The sequence below is a fragment of the Litorivivens sp. genome, assembly GCF_041624475.1.
Taxonomy (GTDB): domain Bacteria; phylum Pseudomonadota; class Gammaproteobacteria; order Pseudomonadales; family Spongiibacteraceae; genus Litorivivens.
In genome coordinates, this window is sequence record NZ_JBFJUX010000009.1 from 81,985 (window position 1) to 99,210 (window position 17,226).

The following is a 17,226-nucleotide window of genomic DNA, read 5'->3' on the forward strand; positions in this document are numbered from 1 at the left end:
GCAAGCTTATAGTAGCTCGGGCAGCAGCCAGCGCGTTGAGGCGGTGGCCCAATCTTCAAACAAAGCGCCCGCCGGGTTTTGCAGATACTTGCGGTAGCTTTTGCATACCTCATTAAGGCGGCTGCCGTCACAGGCCAGGGCCTCGATCTGCAACCAGTCGCGCCATGGACGAATCAGTCCCCACTCAGGCTCATCAATCTGACAGTTGGGTAAGCGGTAGTGTAGTGTTGGCCGCGACTTTATCCGGTCGTCAGTTACTGCGGCGCGAACGCTATCCTGATCAATATGAGCAAACAACGGAAGCATATCCAACGCTCGATTTCGGGTGGGGTTGTATTTCAGATAATCGTCAATCAGTTGATCCATATCCGGGGCGTAGTCATCAGCCATGATGAGTTTGATGTAGTCTTTCTCAAAGGGGTCGATGTAGGGCGTTACCCGCCGTATCAGGTCGATTTTGCTCCGGGCTCGCAACCATTCAAACATCGCCAAAAAAGCTCGCAGATAAGCCAGTATCGTCTCTGCCTTCAGGTCTGGCATTTCAGGATTGAATTGCAGACCAAATGCATAGGCTATCGCATGCTTGGTGCCTTTCGCACCGATGCGGCGCAAGTCGGTGATAAGCGACTCCAGGCGCCAGACCTCATTCATGGGCAGTGGCGGACTCACGATTTCGCAGGGTACCAGTCGCTTGGCGACGAGGGCGAGTACCCCTTCCGTAAGGTTGTCCAGATCATCGACTTCAAGGTCGGGATCTTTTTCCCGGCCCAGTTTTTTCAAATAGGCGAAATCGAGCTCAACGCCGAAATCGCCGAGCGGTGTGTTGCGGACAAAACTCTCGTAGTCTGAGACCTTGTCAATTTCGCCACCAAAGTGCTCCTGAATAAGCTCCGCTATCTGCGTGATTTCCAAACCGGCAAATTCTATCTCCACGCCCAGCCGTCGCATTTTCCGCTTCTGTGTTTGGGTGTGCAATGGCATCGGCCAGAGCGCTGCGCGGTAGGACTGAATCGGGTCTTTACTCAATCAGCTATCTCCTATTATGTGGGCAAGCGGTGACAACGTAGAGGAATGCTGGCAAATCACCTGAAACAACGTTAATAAGGGTACCGCCAGTAACACGCCGGGCGCCCCCCAAAGCCAGCCCCAAAAGAATATCCAGAGAAACACCACAATGGGATTCAGTTGAAAACGGTAGCCATGCACTAATGGATCGACGACCTGGCCGACAAATGAGGCGAAAAGCAGATAACCCAGCGGCGCGGCGGCTATATACCAGAGGCTTTCAAAGCTCACCGCACCGACCACCGTCAGCAAAACTACCGTCGAGGAAACCCCGAGGTAAGGGACAAATCGCAGCGCTGCGGCACTCACTCCCCACAGGGCTGGATCAGGGAATCCCATCGCCCAAAGCGACAGAGCGGTTATCAAGCCCATAGCGCAGTTAACGGCAGTCACGGTCACCAGATAGCGCGACATTTGTTCGTGAGCATGCCGCGTCAGATGCACAGCCTTTTTTTTGTCCTCCAACCTCGGCAGGGTTTCGATCGCGCGGCGCAGCAGCGATTCACCCGATGACAGCAAAAAGAACAACAACATGATGCTCAGCGCGCCAAACATGAAAAAATTTCTCAGGCCTATCCACAACTCTGTGCGCAAGCCGGGCTCGGTTATGACAACTTTGTTGGCATCGTTGGCTGATGACATGCCAACTTGATCGGTAAGGGATTCAATATTTCGGGTTGCAGAATCAACCTCTTTAACTTCTCTCTGCACATCGACCAGATGGTGCTTTAAGGATTCAGCCGCTTCGGGCAGCTTTAGCAGCCACTCCATTGCAGATGATGACAGCAGGTATATACCAGTGCCAAACACAATAAGCCCGGTGCCGATCAATAACACAGAGCTCAGCGCCCGAGGAATGCGGAAGGCTTCGAGTTGCTTTACCAGAGGGGCCAGCAGCAGCGCGAAGATAATGGCGAGCGTGATGGGTAAGAGTACTTCGCGGGCAATATGCACTGTGTAAAGCACAGCCAATACGGCCAGTACAAGAATGGCCACGCGAGCAGAGTGTGTGCTGGTGTCACTCATTGTTTGGCGAGCTCTGTGGTGACAATGAATTGGTCTCCCTGCTAGCAAAGCGTTTTAATGGTTTGGTAAATCGCAAGGTGAAATAAGTGACAAGACTCAACGAAATAGCGATTTCATAACGCTGAAATGCCACCGCTGTTCCAATTGCGCCAGTGGACCAGATGGCTGCCGCTGTCGCGGTGCCGCTAACGTTTCTGTCTGTTTTCAGTATTGCGCCACCACCGATAAAGCCAATGCCGCTCATCAAACCGTACATTAGCCTTGCGTAGGCTTCGGAACCGCTCAATACTTCGAGGCCAATGAGCAAATAGCCGCAACACCCTGCGGCCACCAGCGGAAACGTTCGCAAACCCACACCGCGCGAGCCGGCTTCACGATCCCAGCCGATCGGTAGAGCAAGAATATAAGCCACTGCTAATTGCAGCAGATGATAGTAGACCAGCGTCCAGCGGATGTCGGGGAGTTCACTCATAGTGAGTCAGCAGTACGGGCAATACTATGCCCGTCCCTCCCTGGGACCAGCCAACCACCAGATGATTAGCCCGATGACGGGCAATACGAGTATCAGCACAATCCAGATCAGCTTGTTGATGGTTTCAACGCGAGACTGTGCAATGTTCAAAATCGCCCAGATGTCTGCAATCAGAATCAATAAACCAAGTATGCCGCCGGCATAAATATCCACGCTGAACCCCTCCGTCTAACTCCATATAGTTGTTGCAAAAAATGACTTTTCCAATGTCGGGACCGCTATTAGTGCGCTCACTACAGTAAGACAGCATTGAATGAATCTCCAATGCAGCGAGTGGTAAGTTTCACGAATAGTACTCGTTATCGAATCGATAACGAGCCAAGACGCTCGTCAGAGCGCCATACAGTGGGCCTGCTTTAGGTCTGCTAGGGGGATCTTTGGGGAGTAAGGGATCGCTTATCCAGTATGCGATTGCCAACAATTAAAATCACCGCGGGCAGCATCATCAGTGCGCCGTAGGCCAGTGCAGTGAACAGGGCCATGCTACCGAGCCCCGCCACATCGGAATTGCTGGCGGGAAACAGTGAAGCAATGATCAATACAGCCAGGTTCACATTGCGCACCGATACCTCCATATTGATGGCGACAATATCCTGCCGTGATAGGCCCAGCAGGCGGGGAGCGACTAGCCCCATACACATCAGCAGCAGCGTGAACCCAACCAGAATCATGGCATTGGTACTACCAAAGGCGTTCCAGTCCAAACGGCCGGAGCTCGCGGCGCCGAGAACAATCACCACAATAATCGTTAAGCTGATGCGTATCGACCACTTGGCAATTTGCATATTGTAGCGCGGCAGTTGGACGTAGATCACCATGCCGAGCGCGAGCGGAATAAGAATGGCAGTCAGCGTCTCTCTCGCAATCTTTCCCACAGGCAAACTGAAATCTGGCGGCACGTACTCACTGATCAATAAACGCAGTACCAGTGGCACCGTTATGAGACACGCCACAGTGGTTATGGCGGTAATCGCTATCGACAGGGCAATATGACCCTTGGCAAAAAAGGTGTAGATATTCGAGGTTGTGCCGCCGGGAATCGCCGCTATTATCGCCAAACCAATCGCTACTCCGGGGTTGATATCCAGACTGACTAGAATAAGAAACGCAGCCAGCGGCACCAGCACGATCTGAATGCCAAGCCCGCTAAGCATCGCCTTAGGCGCCTTGCTGACGGCAACGAAATCCTTGACCCGAAGCGTCGCCCCCATACCCAGCATGGCAAGAAATAGCTGAGTGAACGCCAGCCAGTATTCGTGTTTAAGATAAAACTCGCCCATTGATTTTGACCTTATTTGAAGAGTTATGGTGGTAAATCAGTCGGTTGGCTTATTCCCAGTGGTGCGAAACAGGAGTTTCAGGCTTTCGGTTTTGGGGTTACTCTACCCGGAAAAATGGCCGCGTTATAGCGAGCCTGTCGTTCAATCAGGGGTTAGCCATGACGCCAGAAGAAAACCATCGGCTCATAAAGCGCATGTTACAACATCTCACTGCCGGCACAACTGACCTTGCTCCGCAGTCGATGGTGATACCGGCAGAGGAATTTTTGTCCACCGAAAGATTTCAACAGGAGCGTGAGCAGCTCTTTCTGGACACCCCCCAGGTGATTGCCTTTTCTGGCGAACTTCCCGGCCCGAATACCTATATCACTGCAACGGTGCTACATATACCGGTGCTGGTTACACGGCTCGAGGATGGTTCATTGCGGGCCTTCCTGAATGCCTGCGCCCATCGCGGCGCGCCGGTCGCAGCGGGCTGTGGGGAGGCTAAGCGTTTGACCTGTAAATTCCACGGCTGGAGCTATGGGCTGAATGGCTGCCTTGCAGGCCGTCGTTCGGAATCTTCGTTCGACGATGTAACGGCAAGCACTGACTTGGTGTCTTTGCCGGTCGCCGAGCGCTGCGGGCTGATTATTGTCGGTGCGAGAACAGGTGTATCGCAGCACGATGTTGATACGGCATTGGCAGATATCGAGCCTGTGATGGCCGGGTTTGATTTGGCAAAGGCTGTACCAGTGGGTAGTTATCGCTATGAAGCAAAGGCTAACTGGAAGCTGGTAGCCGGGCTGAGCCATGAAGCCTACCATTTTGCTTCAGTCCATCGGGATTCACTTGCGTCCTTGATGTATGACAAGGCCGTTGTGGACACATTTGGCCGACATACTCGCTGGGCCTTTGCCTTCCGTGGAGCCGATAAGCTAGCTGACACAGACCCTGAGCTGTGGCCGAATCACTTTCCCGGGGCCATGAATCACACTCTGTTTCCCGGAACGGTGATTGTCGTGAACAACGACGACGCTGAAATGATTCGGGTAGAGCCCGGCTGTTCTCCAGGTGAAACTGTCGTTTACTACTCAGGCGTATCGCGGCGCCCGGATAAGCTTGAAGCCTGTCGTAAAGCCTTTGAATTTGGCGGAAAGCTCTTTAACGAAGAAGACTTGCCCGCTGCTGAAGCCAGTCAGCGGGGCTTGGCAGCAGGGCTGTCGTCCGTGATTGTCGGGCGCAACGAACCCGTGGTTCAGTTTTGGCATCGGCTCTGGAATCAGCAGCTGCAGGGCAGTGAAGCAGTGTAGTAAGAACTAAATGAAAGGCGTTACCATCAATGGTTCTTTCTGGATATCGTGAATTTCCCCCTTCGGTGAAACCTGAAAAGGATCAGGCAGCTGGTATGTTAGGGTTTTTGGTGCCTTAGAAACCGAATTGGCAGCCTGGCTGTCTTGGGGTTTATGGGTATTTCGGGTGTGCCAGTGCGGATAATCACAGCTTGCGCCTGGCATGTTACCCTGTCTATTCTCTACTACTCGTAACCGACCAGAAAACGGAAGTTCAGCCTCCCCTCCGGCTGAGTGCAGTATGGTCACACAGGGAGTCCGACCGCGACCATGCAAGAGGCTACGCCTACTCCAAACGAAAAGCAGAGGCTTGAGGCTTTATACAGGCTGGGAATTCTTGATACTCCCAGCGAAGAGCGCTTTGACCGCGTCACCCGTATTGCCCGACAGTTGTTCTCCGTGCCGATAGCTCTGGTCAGTTTAGTTGATAGAGAGCGGCAGTGGTTTAAATCAAAGCAAGGTCTAGACGCCTGTGAGACCGGCCGTGATATCTCTTTTTGCGGACATGCCATAAAAAGTGAAGAGCTGTTTGTCATTGAGGACACGCTGCAGGATGAGCGTTTTAGTGATAATCCCTTGGTTATTGGAGCGCCTCACATACGATTTTACGCTGGGTGTCCAATCAAGGCGCCGGGCGGCGAGGTAATCGGTACGCTCTGCTTGATCGATACCAGGCCGCGCAGCTTGTCGGATCGGGAGTATGAATGCCTTCGTGATCTCGGTATGCAGGTTGAATCTGAGTTACGTATAAACTCGGAACCGACCGGTATTTTCCTGCTGGACCGCTTTCCCAATCTGGTGTCCAGTCCTGTTGCGTCAGCGATTATCTCGGTGCTTTTATTTTCCTTTATGGCATGGGGCATTGTTCAGTACGACCGCACGTATCTGGAAGCATTGCGTGCCGAAGACGAGAAAGAAGTTGTCAGCAAATTGTCACTGGTGCGCGGCAACCTGGAATCAGCACTGAACGCCAAGCTGGCGCTTGTCAACGGCCCTGCGGGCATGATTCATGCGACGGGGGTGGCTAACCAGGAAGCATTTTCCCGTTTTGCAGCGCAGATAGGCCGGAATGTCTCCGGCGTGAGCAGTTTGCAGCTAGCTCCGGACGGTATTGTGACGTATGTGTGGCCGCTGGAAACCAATAAGGCGGCTATAGGCCACAATCTGCTTGGCGACCCGGATCGCGCGGAGGCAGCCAGGCGCGCGATTGAGAGTCGAAGTACATGGATTGCAGGTCCTCTCGATCTGATTCAGGGCGGGACAGCACTAATTGCCCGGCAGCCGATCTTTTTGCCAGAACCGTCTGGCGGAGATCGATTCTGGGGCTTTTCAACGCTCTTGCTTGATCTTGATTTACTATACGAAGAAGCGGGTCTGAATGAGGCTGGCGGGGATATTCAGCTGGCGATACGCGGTAAGGATGCCAAAGGTTCTCGCGGTGAAAAATTCTATGGCGCTGACGACTTCGAATGGAATAAGGCAGTGATGGCAGAAGTCTCATTGCCCTCAGGGTCGTGGCAAATGGCGGCGATGCCTCGCGGCGGGTGGGCTGCTCATTATAAAGAGCGGCAGCGCTTGATTGCTGTCTTGGGTTTCACTTCACTGCTCTTGGCGTGTCTGTTCTATATTATCCTACGAATGCCACAAAGCATGCGCCGAATGATTCGTTCAGCTAATGCTGCTCTTGAGCGCAGCGAAACGCGTTTCAGAGATGCTATCGAAGCGGCGCCCTCTGGTTTTGTGGTATTTGACCAGCATGGTCAGTTAGCTTTTAACAATCAAAATTTTGATAGTTTGTATCGTTCTGCTTCGCGGTCGATCACGCCGGGTATCCATTATCGCGCTTTTGTTGAAGAGACTATAGCGGCTGGAATATACCGTGAGGCGCCTGAAAGCAGCGATTCTCTGGCGGAAGACCTGTATAGCCTGCTGGGGGAGGCGCACACAAGCCTTGAAATCCAGTTGGCTGATGGTAAGTGGATAAACATTCTCTATCATCCTATGCGCGACGGCGGCTGGGTCGGTTTTCATCGGGATATTACAGAACTGCGCGATAATCAGACCCAGTTGGTCCGTGAAAAAATCCGCGCAGAGGAGGCCAGTAAGACGAAAACAGATTTTCTGGCAACCGTTAGCCATGAGGTCAGAACGCCGCTAAACGGTGTGCTTGGCATGCTGGGCGTTCTGCAGGAAAGCTCTGGCCTCTCGGAAGAGCAGGACAACTACATTCGCACGGCGTACAGATCCGCACAGCATCTGCTTACAATCCTCAATGAAATCCTTGATATCAGCAAAATCGAGGCAGGCAAACTGTTGCTTGAGCCTGAAGTTTTCAATGTGGCTGAAATACTGTCGGAGACCAGCGAGCTTTTGGCGGCTAACGCGCAAGAGAAGGGTCTTGCCTTGCGTCTAGACTGTGCGGAAGACTTGGAATCTTTGGTGGTATCTGCTGATCAAGGCCGTTTGCGTCAGGTCATTCTGAACCTGCTGTCGAACGCTATTAAATTTACCAGTGAAGGCTCAGTAATTCTGAGTGCCGAGTCCAGTCATAGTGGAGATCGCGAAGTCTCGCTAACTATTAAGGTAAGCGATACCGGTGTTGGTTTTTCTGACGCGGATATTGAAAAGTTGTTCGAACCGTTCACGCAGTTGCAAACCAGAGCGGACCGGCAATACGGTGGAACTGGTATTGGCCTGCCTATCTGTCGTCGGATCATCGAAGCTATGGGAGGGTCGCTCACTGCGCACGGTGAGTCGGGCAAGGGGGCCTGCTTTACGGTCAATGTTAATCTTCCTATCGCAGAGTTGGCTTCACCTAGCAACAACAGGTCGGAGGGTGATCTGCCGCTGCTACCAAAAGACAGAGGCACGACCCTGCGCCTATTGCTTGCAGAGGATGGTGAAACCAATCGGATCGTCGTTCAGGCGATGCTCAAAGACAGTGGCTACCAGATTGATGTGGCGCATGATGGTCAGGAGGCCGTTGATGCGGTGTCGAGGTTTCCTTACGACGTTGTTTTGATGGATGTCTATATGCCGAATATGGACGGTCTGGAAGCCACCCGTCGTATACGCGCTCTTGAGCGCGGTAAGGATATTCCGATTATTGCGTTAACGGCTAACGCGATGGACGGCGATCGGGAAAAGTTCATAGATACGGGAATGACTGATTATCTACCCAAGCCGGTTAAGAAAAATGATCTCCTGGCGGCGCTGGCTCGCGCAACAGTTACTCTGAATTCACTATAGCCTGCAATCCAGGTGGGCTTTGCTCCCACTTTCGTACCGATTGCCCGATAAGATTTCCATCGCGCTACCGTCTTCGAGAAAGCGGTGGCGAATCTATACCGCCGCCCGGACATCGCAGGCAACTTCGAGGCCTTGGGCTTTGTTTTGTCGGAAATGCGCCGACCCTTATATGAACTCCTAGGCCTAGCCGGATGCGGGTTGATGTAGCCACTGCTTTCGTAATGCGAATCAATCCCATCAGTTGATTTGGAGGGCTATTGGACATGGGGCTCTTTTAGCTATCCGAGTCTGCAAAAAAGAAACTGGCATTAGTGCAGGATTGGTTGCGTTGGAGCGCATGGGGGCGTTAGAGTGAGTTATACCCAGTATCTCATCCAACCCATAGTAGCGCAGAACCAGTTTCGCGTTAGGGTGGTCTATTGCTTGGTGCATTGAACTGTCAATGTTCTGGGCTGGCACTACGAATACAAGGAGCTCGATAATGTCGATTAAACCAGAGTCAAAAATGTCTCAAGACGTCTTGGCCTGGCGCGATCCTGAGATGGATTCCGTTAAGGGAACCGAAACGCCCAAAGATCCAAATAAGGGTTATATCGCGCTGCTTGGTTGGAGTGTTAACGCGATCAAAGCGGCTCAGAAATTTAACCGCCGCTATGTCGTAGTTGCGCCTGAATGGGCAGAGGATTTTTGTACAGCAAATAATATCCCGTACATTTCCTGGAATTTTGAGCGGCTGAACGACCGCTCGATGGAGATTGCGCAGCGTCTGAAAGCAGAGGGCGTGGATGTCGCTGTCCCTCTGTTCGAGGAAACGGTCGAGTGGTCCGGTGCGATCAATTCTGTTCTGCTGGATAACCCGCGCATGTATGGGCAGTCCATACTGTTCCGCGACAAGGCGTTGATGAAGCGTCGAGCCCAGCTTGGCGGTATTCGCGTTGGCATCTTCGAAGAGGCCCACGAAAAAGAAGACGTGGTACGTTTTATGAAGCGCGTCAACCAGACTCTGCTTAAGCTCGATGGTGATCCGGATGATCCGATTCACGTTAAAGCTTTTGATAAGGCGGGCTGTCTGGGGCACCGTATGATCCGGACGATCGAAGAAGTTGATGGTATTCCCGACGAAGAATACCCGTTGCTGATGGAGAGCCATCTGGACGGTTGGGAGTTTGCGGTTGAGGCCTGGATTCACGATGGCAAGATCCAGTTTCTGAATATATCCGAGTATGTGACGCTAGGTTACTCGGTCTTTGTACCGGCCACGCATGAGTTGGAAAGCTGGCGCCCTGCGATTACCAAGCAGATTGAGTTGCTGATCAAAACCTTTGATATTCAGTTCGGTTTGATTCACCCCGAGTACTTTGTGACTAGTGATGGCACCATGTACTTTGGCGAGGTTGCCTACCGTCCGCCGGGCTTCAAGGCCTTTGAGTTGATAGAACGGGCCTATGGTTTCAGTGCTTATCAGGCCTCGATGCTGGTGTTTGACCCGAAGAGCACGAAAGAAGAGGTCGAAGCCTTCTTTCCGAAAGAGGTGGAAGATGCGAAGGGCTACGCCGGCTGCTTTGGTGTCTACCCAAGACGACGCGTGATCAGCAAGCTGGAAATGCCCAAGGAGTGTGTGGAGCACCCCTACTTTGAGTCGCACGAGCTGGTGCCGCCGGCAGAGGAAACGGTGCCCGACCGCAATGCCTTTGGTACTCACTGGGGCCTCGTTTTCTTCTTTGGCGACGATCCGATCAAGATGCGAGACTTGCTCAAAGCTCAGGAAGAGCTGGACTTTTACGTTTAGTTTATCGAGCGAGTATGGGGCAAGGCCGGGCGGGACCGGTTGCAGAATGCCGCACGTTTCCGGTCATGTGCCAGGGTTAGCTGGTAGTTCGTCGCTGTCCCTATGTCTGTGCTGCTGCGGCAACCCCTCGTCACTCGCTTTTCGTTTTTGGGAAAGTCGACTTGAAATCGCCTTGAGAGCCTCAGGCATCTTTAAGGGCATTAAGCTCCAGGCAGTCTGAAGAACGCTTATAAAAAGGTGCATGCGCTTGTACCAGAGGACCCGGCGGATCTTTTTCTTCATGGGGTTATAGCCTTCCAGGTAAAGCTCCTCAATGCAGTCTGTGTTGTTGGTAAGGCTATAGCTGCTGAGGTCCAGCATGAGTGGTATGTCGGCTTTTTTGAGCTGCTTGCGCGTGTTGAAGTCGATTCCAATGTTGATGGCGTTGGTGATGACATCGAAAGTGTTTTCAACCTTCGGATATCGGCTGACATGGCTGAGGTCCACCGCGACAGTAATGCCTGCGCCCATTTTCTCCAGCGGGGAAATGGGCACGTTTTCCACCAGCCCGCCGTCGACCAGCACGCGTCCATCTATCTCCACTGGAACAAACAGGCCGGGCACGGCCATTGAGGCACAAACAGCATCCGCCAGGTTGCCTCGGCGAAAAATCAGCTGCTCACCGGTTTCGATATCCGTAGCGCAAATGGCTAGTGGGATGTCTGCGTCCTCGATCTGAACATCCCCCAGATCACGAAGGATCATCTCGCGAATGGTGTCGGTACTGAACAGGCCGCCGCGTTCGAAGGTAAAGTTGAGGATCTTAGAGAGGTTCAATGTCGAACCGACGGAGAGTATGGATTCTGCAGGGCGGCCAAAGGCGAAGTAACTGGCGATAAGCGCGCCTGCGCTGGTGCCGGCGACACAATGGACTTTGATTTGGTCTTCCTCAAGGGCCTTCAGAACGCCAATGTGAGCGATGCCTTTGGCCGCGCCGCCGCCCAAGGCTAGGCCGATGCGGGTGTTAAAGGGCTTGAGGTTCATGTTGGTAAGCCTGCGAGAATTTTCGAGTGGGTGCCGGATGCTGTGCCCGTGTAGGGAGGGGAGTCTAACTGGGATGCCACGAAAGGCATAGTGAGGCAGACGCCTACTTTGCGTTTGGTTATGGGTTATGACTAGGTAATGGTGGTGCCCAGAGGCGGAATCGAACCACCGACACGGGGATTTTCAATCCCTTGGCCATTCTTCTATAAGTATCTGATTTAAAACAACCTTCCTTGTTTTCACTTCTAAAAAAACTCGCCATAACTGGCGGGTAAACAATTGATTTTCGTAGTTCTAAAACCGGGTTTTAGAACGTGCACGCAATCAAAATTTTCACCTGCCGGGAAAACAAAAAACCCCCGAAAGTTAATTGTCTTGGCGGACGACTTTCGAGGGTTCCCGGCTCACTGAGTGAGCGCATTTCCATAGGGATGGTAGTCCTGTTGGAACAAATGCGCAAGCAACTCAGGGGCCGCGCTCGGCCCAGAGATTGTGAAAACAAACCTGCTGCCGAGCTCGGCGGCAGGTTTGTACGTCCGAGGAGCAGAAGCACAGGTCGCGCTGTAGCTTCTGCTCTGGCCTCGCTGGGCTTGCCGTTGTATCAGCCCCTCCCGGCGTAACAACCGGGCAACCCTTAACGTGGTTTAGCAGGCTGCGTTTTGGGACCGTACAGAGGATCTCAGGGGGTCGCGTGGGATTATGCCCGGCTAACTATTGCGGCAGCCGGGTTGCCGGAGCGCGGAGCACAGCTTGACTGGAGAGTGCGCAGGGTACCGATAGGTGTCACTGACTGCCTACAAGGCATCATCTAGGCGCTGTGAAAATACCGGCAGGCTGTTTGCCGAAGTGGGCGCAGTCTTTCGCCTGCCGATGCAGATCCACGGCTTTAAAGTGGGTGTGCGGAGGTAGGGGAAAGACTGGCCAGCCAGCGGCTGGACCGAGCGGGAGAACAGCTTCAGGAAGCTTTATGCATAGAAAGTCTGTGGGCGTGAAAAGCACAGGGCGCACTTACCGGTTTCTGAAACACGAAACCGGTAGCAGGGGGAAACCCCCTGCACCCCGGGGGGCATTGCCCCCGCTGTTCGCTCCCCCAACATCGAGAGCGATTTATGGCAATTTACCATTTGAGCGCGGGTACGCTCAGTAAAATAAAATCGTCCTCACGGCTGCGTGGGCATAGCGCAACGGCCAGCTTCAATTATCAAAATCGGGAGGGAAAGTATTCCAGGAAAAATCTAGATAAAGTTCTCTACAAGGCGTCAGGCCACATGCCTGAATTTGCAGTTGAGGAGCCTAAAAAATTCTGGTTCGCTGCAGATAGATGTGAGCGAAAGAATGGTCGGCTCTGCAAAAAAATTACTTTTGCCTTGCCCAGGGAGCTGACGCTGAAGCAACAGATAGTTCTGGCAGCCTATTTTTCTAGAAAGGTTGCTCAGGATAATAAGGGTGGGCCTCTGCCATATAGCCTTGCGATCCATGCGGGGAAAGGAACGAACCCTCACTGCCACTTGATGGTGTCTGAACGGGTTAATGACCGGATTAAGCGTCGTACTCAAAAAGCTTATTTTGCTAGGGCGAATACGAAGAATCCAGAAAATGGTGGATTTAGAAAGACAGAAGACCTGAAGCCGAAATCCTGGTTACTAAGGACAAGGGCAGAGTGGGCCCATTTGGTAAATAGGGCATTAGAGTCGATAGGAAGCACTGAGCGGGTCGATCATCGCAGTCATAAGGATGCCGGTATAGACCGTCCGCCGAGTACTCACATTGGCCCGCATTGGGCGAATAGTGAACACGTGCCGCAGAGAGTTGCTAAAAAGAAAAAAGTTGCTCGCGTGGTGAAGTACATTTTGGTTAATGCGAAAAACGGCGTGTTTGAACATAAGGGGGTTACCGTAGATGCAAGAAGGACTGGGAATATCTCTAGGTATATCCAAGGAGACAATAGACGAAGCAATAGGGGCGGTCGGGTATTTGGGGGGGCACGCAACGCCGCTCGGCCTTTTGCGACGAATGAAAGTAGCCGAGGGCCTGGAGTTAGACACGAAATTAGCAACAACGATGATCGAGCCGGAGGCGGAGGGTATGCTCCTCGAATTGGTGAGGCGACAGGAATTCATCCTCTGGATGGCATATATAACGGCAGTGGAGACGAATATTCACTTTCCGAGCAGGTTTCGCCTCGAGCTCTGGGAGAGCATACAGAGCAAAGACCTTCTAGAGAGGCTCATTTACTTCATAGGACGAAGTCTAGGGTTAGACGTAAGAGTAACCATAACGACCGGCGCAGGCGTGCCGCGGCGATCAAAAGAGCCAAAGGAAAGAAGCCTCAAGAAAGTCCAAGAAAAGCAAGGTGATTTTCTCAGGTTTTCGCCAGTTTCAGATTTGATGCCCGACTTACCAGAAGGTTGCTGGCTTTGCGGACCGAATAGTAAGTTTCTTGTTCAGGTCGAAAGTCGTGAGAAAGGCGTCTTTATGCCAGAGTTCCCTCACCTTCTAGCAGAGTTGCACTTTCCCCTATGTTGAATTGAGAAGAAATTTTTACGCCTATTAACAGTGAGCGCTTTCGACAAGCCCATTAGCTCGAAAAGCGTGCACCTAAGGGACCATTTGTGATCCCGCAAGAATCACAAGTGGTTGTTATTGTTTCCTAGAACGCTTCGGCTTTTTCTCCGGAGCAGGGAGAAGAGAGGTTATCTTTTGGTAGAGCTCGAAAAGGAAGGCCACTCGCTCCGCTTCGGTTGCCCAGGTGCGTTTTCCACCGCTTGGTACATAAGCAGCATCAACCGCCCTGTCAAGTTTTTGGTGTGCCTTAACGAGCGCTGGCGGCATGTTTAGAGGGTCATAGAGATCAGCCAATGTCGCTTCGGGGAACTGCGCTCTGGCATCCAGTACGCTCTGAGCTGCAGCAGAGACTGACTCCCGCTGCTTGTCATTGGAGTCCATCGGCCAAGGGTAGTTGTTGTAGACGATTTCGTTGGTATATCGGTAGTCGCTCTTAATGCGGCCACACACGGTTCGTACCCACGCCATGTGCATTGCTGATGAAAACACTCCAAAATGGAATAGGTTTGCGTCTGGGATGACCAAATTGGCGTCGCCAGCAATTAAATCGGGTGACATGAAGCCCACCGGAATGTACGCCCTTCGCTCTGACGAATGGCGAGGCACCAATAAGTAATCAGATTCGGGCTGCCGAATCTCACCGAATGATGCCGGTATCGCAGCAAGCTTTCTTGTGGCTGCCCGTTTGCTGGCAAGCCGGTATTGTCTAACAGCATCGACCCGGGAGCGAACTTGCGGCATCTTTGCCAGTGCTCCTGGAGGCAAATCCTTCAACCATAAGCACCAGCGCGACAATCCGTTTAAGAATTCTCTCGCTCCCAGGAACTTTCGAACCCAAGCAGAGGCACTTGGTTCGGCGGCAATCAAAGCATTACGCTCGTCATCGTTGAGAAGTAGGTTGCCTCCGTCATTTGGCATCGAGCCAAACACGATCGGTGGGACAGGCGAAATCGGTGTTCTGCGGCTTCCTATCAATACATCCGGAGCATCGACAAGATAAGCATTGATCCGCTTGACTGCGGACTTTTGGGGTTCTCCAGAGATGTCTTGGTAGTCAAAGATCGCCGGAGATGCAGGCTTACACTTTCCAAAACCAATAATTACGCAATGGACCGCAGCTACGCCTTTAGCCTCATTGCTCCACCGAAAAGTTCGATGAGCAAAGTGGATATGTAGCCCGTAGCTTTGTAGCTGGCTCCACATAAGACCGACCTGTTCGCCTTGCGCAATCGAGTTGGTAGAAACGAACGCGCATTTGGTGGTCTCGCAGGCGTATCGTGCTGCTTTCACATACCACGCCGCCACGAGATCAAGTTCCTTTGCTCCTTTGGTGTCGCCATACAGCGATGCAAGGTCTGCCTTCTGTTGCTCTGATTGGTGCTGCTTGCCGAGAAACGGGGGATTACCGAAAACAAACGAACATTGGTCCGCAGAAACGACTGCCTCCCAATCCAATCTCAACGCATTACCATGCACAACATTGGCAGATTTCACTAAAGGAATTCTAACTGCCGCCTGGCCGAACGTTTCACCCACCAATAGGTTCATCTGATGGTCAATCAGCCACATCGCAACACGTGCGATCTGAGCTGGCCACTCCTCGATCTCAATGCCGTGGAACTGGTCAACATCAACTTTTATATACTGATCTATAACATTCATTGAGAGCTGTTGCTGATCTTTGCCATAAAGACGTTTGATTACCGCCAGCTCCAACAAACGAATTTCACGGTAGCTGATAACCAGAAAGTTTCCGCACCCACAGGCCGGATCAAAGAAATGCAGTGATCCCAACTTTTCATGGAATGCCTGAAGTTTCTTAGTTTGGGTTTTAATCTTTTCAAATTCTTCCCACAGCTCATCCATGAACAGCGGCCCGATTACCTTCAGGATATTTTGTTCGCTGGTGTAGTGTGCTCCGAGGTTTCGGCGCATATCGGCATTCATGATGCCTTGGAAGAGCGAGCCAAATATAGCTGGGCTTATCGCCCCCCAATCCAGCTCACAACATTCTAGTAGAGTTTCCCGCATAGCCCTGTCGAAGCCGGCTTGGGGTAGGATTTCTTCAAACAGCTTGCCATTCACATAGGGGAAAGCCGCGATTTGTTCATCGAGGTTCTTCAGGCGCCTTTCAAGTGGTGTATTAAGCGTTTGGAATATCTGGTTAATACGTGGAGCAAGGTCGGAGCCATCTTCTGATGTGCGGACTCTGATGAAGTCCTCGAAGGCACTTCGTGGCATGAAAATGCCAGTGTCATCGGCGAATAGGCAGAAAAGTATCCGCACCAGGTAGACTTCAAGTTCATGCCCTTCGTAGCCGACATCCTTTAGAGCGTCGTGGAGCTGCGCCAGCTTCTCCGCTGCTTTGGTGTTAACCGGGTCTTGTTCTTTGTATTCCCGCGCCTCATAGCCGGCGACAAAACCGAAAAGGGCCAGATTTTTGGTCAAATCCTTGAGAGGGAATTCGACGCTTTCGCCGGTATCGAGGTTCCTGATACGGAACCGGGCAAAGTCCGACACGATGATGTATCTGGGTAACTCTTTGTCGCTGAGCCCAGGGAAATAATCCGTGGCCTGGTCATAGGCAGAGTCGAGATCTTTTCCTCGAGACTTGTGCTCGGCCAGCAACATCCCTGGCCAAAAGAGGTCAATGAAGCCGTCTTTGCCATCGGCCTTTTTGACATGCTTTTCGAAGGCCGCCAGCCGCCTCCGGCTGACCCCAAAAACCTGGAAGAACTCGTCCCAGAAAGTCTTGGCCTCGGCGTGTTCCGATGACTCGTCTTCCCATTCGCGCACAAAAGTAACCGCACGATCCCTGATCTCATTCCATGACAGTGGCTTTGCTTGCATTGCTTCCCCTAAGATTAATTGTCTGAGGCCAAATAAAATCCATTCTCAGCGGTATGGCCTAACTCTCCGTGTTCACGTCCGGTTTTTTATCTGCGAAATCAGAGCGCTAAACAGCAGTGTCAGCTCAGGTCTAACACTTTCCTTCTTTTCACTGCGCCCTGAATTCGGGGCTACTGGCTTAGCCCGTTTCCTGACCAGCTTTTCGACCTGCAGGATGTATCGGTTATCAGTGCATACCTAGGAGGCCGCCCCCCGGCCCAAGCGGGCGTATGAGTAATCGAAAATAGGTGTGTTTAGTATTAGATGGCTTTTATATTCTGTTTGCCATGCTGTTGATTGTTCTGGGCTGGTTTTTGCTAAACCACCGGAAAATAAGGAAAAACCCGCCATTTGACAAGTGAAAAATTTTCACTTGTCAAGTAAGTCATTGAAATATATAGAAAAAATGTTGACCGCTGGTCAGTGTTTGGCTATGTTTATTTAGGTTGGAGGGGGAAATATCAATGATTTCGGCGT

The 17,226-nt window shown here is 52.1% G+C and carries 11 protein-coding genes, 1 tRNA gene and 1 pseudogene; 5 read left to right on the forward strand and 8 right to left on the reverse strand.

Annotated features, from left to right (window positions below):
• Window positions 1-6 precede the first annotated feature (6 nt).
• The 5 genes from ABY734_RS10995 to ABY734_RS11015 all read right to left on the reverse strand — a co-directional run bounded on the left by ABY734_RS10995 (window position 7) and on the right by ABY734_RS11015 (window position 3,903).
• Window positions 7-1,026: an amidoligase family protein gene (locus ABY734_RS10995; RefSeq protein ID WP_372779182.1), complete on the reverse strand. Its 1,020-nt coding sequence runs from the start codon at window positions 1,024-1,026 to the stop codon at window positions 7-9.
• On the reverse strand, window positions 1,027-2,091 hold the full coding sequence (locus ABY734_RS11000; protein WP_372779183.1) for an AI-2E family transporter: 1,065 nt from the start codon (window positions 2,089-2,091) through the stop codon (window positions 1,027-1,029).
• A complete protein-coding gene (locus tag ABY734_RS11005; protein ID WP_372779185.1) occupies window positions 2,084-2,563 on the reverse strand; it encodes an MgtC/SapB family protein in 480 nt (159 codons plus the stop codon). The genes ABY734_RS11000 and ABY734_RS11005 overlap by 8 nt, the downstream gene beginning before the upstream one ends.
• A gap of 24 nt (window positions 2,564-2,587) precedes the next feature.
• Complete coding sequence (locus tag ABY734_RS11010) at window positions 2,588-2,776, reverse strand: PLD nuclease N-terminal domain-containing protein (protein WP_372779187.1); 189 nt, start codon at window positions 2,774-2,776, stop codon at window positions 2,588-2,590.
• 212 nt (window positions 2,777-2,988) lie between these two features.
• On the reverse strand, window positions 2,989-3,903 hold the full coding sequence (locus tag ABY734_RS11015; protein ID WP_372779189.1) for a bile acid:sodium symporter family protein: 915 nt from the start codon (window positions 3,901-3,903) through the stop codon (window positions 2,989-2,991).
• A 158-nt stretch (window positions 3,904-4,061) separates the two neighbouring features.
• On the opposite strand from ABY734_RS11015, the gene ABY734_RS11020 reads away from it, so the two are divergent.
• From ABY734_RS11020 to ABY734_RS11030, 3 genes are all read left to right on the forward strand, one after another.
• Window positions 4,062-5,195, forward strand: a complete 1,134-nt coding sequence (locus tag ABY734_RS11020) for an aromatic ring-hydroxylating dioxygenase subunit alpha (RefSeq protein ID WP_372779191.1) — start codon at window positions 4,062-4,064, stop codon at window positions 5,193-5,195.
• Window positions 5,196-5,504: 309 nt separating this feature from the next.
• Window positions 5,505-8,483 (forward strand): response regulator, encoded by a 2,979-nt coding sequence (locus ABY734_RS11025; protein ID WP_372779192.1) that lies wholly within the window; start codon window positions 5,505-5,507, stop codon window positions 8,481-8,483.
• 541 nt (window positions 8,484-9,024) lie between these two features.
• Window positions 9,025-10,272 (forward strand): acetyl-CoA carboxylase biotin carboxylase subunit family protein, encoded by a 1,248-nt coding sequence (locus tag ABY734_RS11030; protein WP_372779245.1) that lies wholly within the window; start codon window positions 9,025-9,027, stop codon window positions 10,270-10,272.
• A 63-nt stretch (window positions 10,273-10,335) separates the two neighbouring features.
• Here ABY734_RS11030 and ABY734_RS11035 read toward each other — a convergent pair whose 3' ends face one another.
• Both ABY734_RS11035 and ABY734_RS11040 read right to left on the reverse strand, forming a co-directional pair.
• Window positions 10,336-11,295 (reverse strand): patatin-like phospholipase family protein, encoded by a 960-nt coding sequence (locus tag ABY734_RS11035; RefSeq protein ID WP_372779194.1) that lies wholly within the window; start codon window positions 11,293-11,295, stop codon window positions 10,336-10,338.
• A gap of 142 nt (window positions 11,296-11,437) precedes the next feature.
• Window positions 11,438-11,502: transfer RNA gene (locus ABY734_RS11040), tRNA-OTHER, on the reverse strand.
• A gap of 902 nt (window positions 11,503-12,404) precedes the next feature.
• Between ABY734_RS11040 and ABY734_RS11045 the strand changes: the two are divergent.
• Both ABY734_RS11045 and ABY734_RS11050 read left to right on the forward strand, forming a co-directional pair.
• Window positions 12,405-13,070, forward strand: a pseudogene (locus ABY734_RS11045) (MobA/MobL family protein); the annotation flags it as partial.
• A 124-nt stretch (window positions 13,071-13,194) separates the two neighbouring features.
• On the forward strand, window positions 13,195-13,821 hold the full coding sequence (locus ABY734_RS11050; RefSeq protein ID WP_372779247.1) for a hypothetical protein: 627 nt from the start codon (window positions 13,195-13,197) through the stop codon (window positions 13,819-13,821).
• Window positions 13,822-13,935: 114 nt separating this feature from the next.
• Here ABY734_RS11050 and ABY734_RS11055 read toward each other — a convergent pair whose 3' ends face one another.
• Window positions 13,936-16,710 (reverse strand): class I SAM-dependent DNA methyltransferase, encoded by a 2,775-nt coding sequence (locus tag ABY734_RS11055; protein ID WP_372779195.1) that lies wholly within the window; start codon window positions 16,708-16,710, stop codon window positions 13,936-13,938.
• Window positions 16,711-17,226 lie beyond the last annotated feature (516 nt).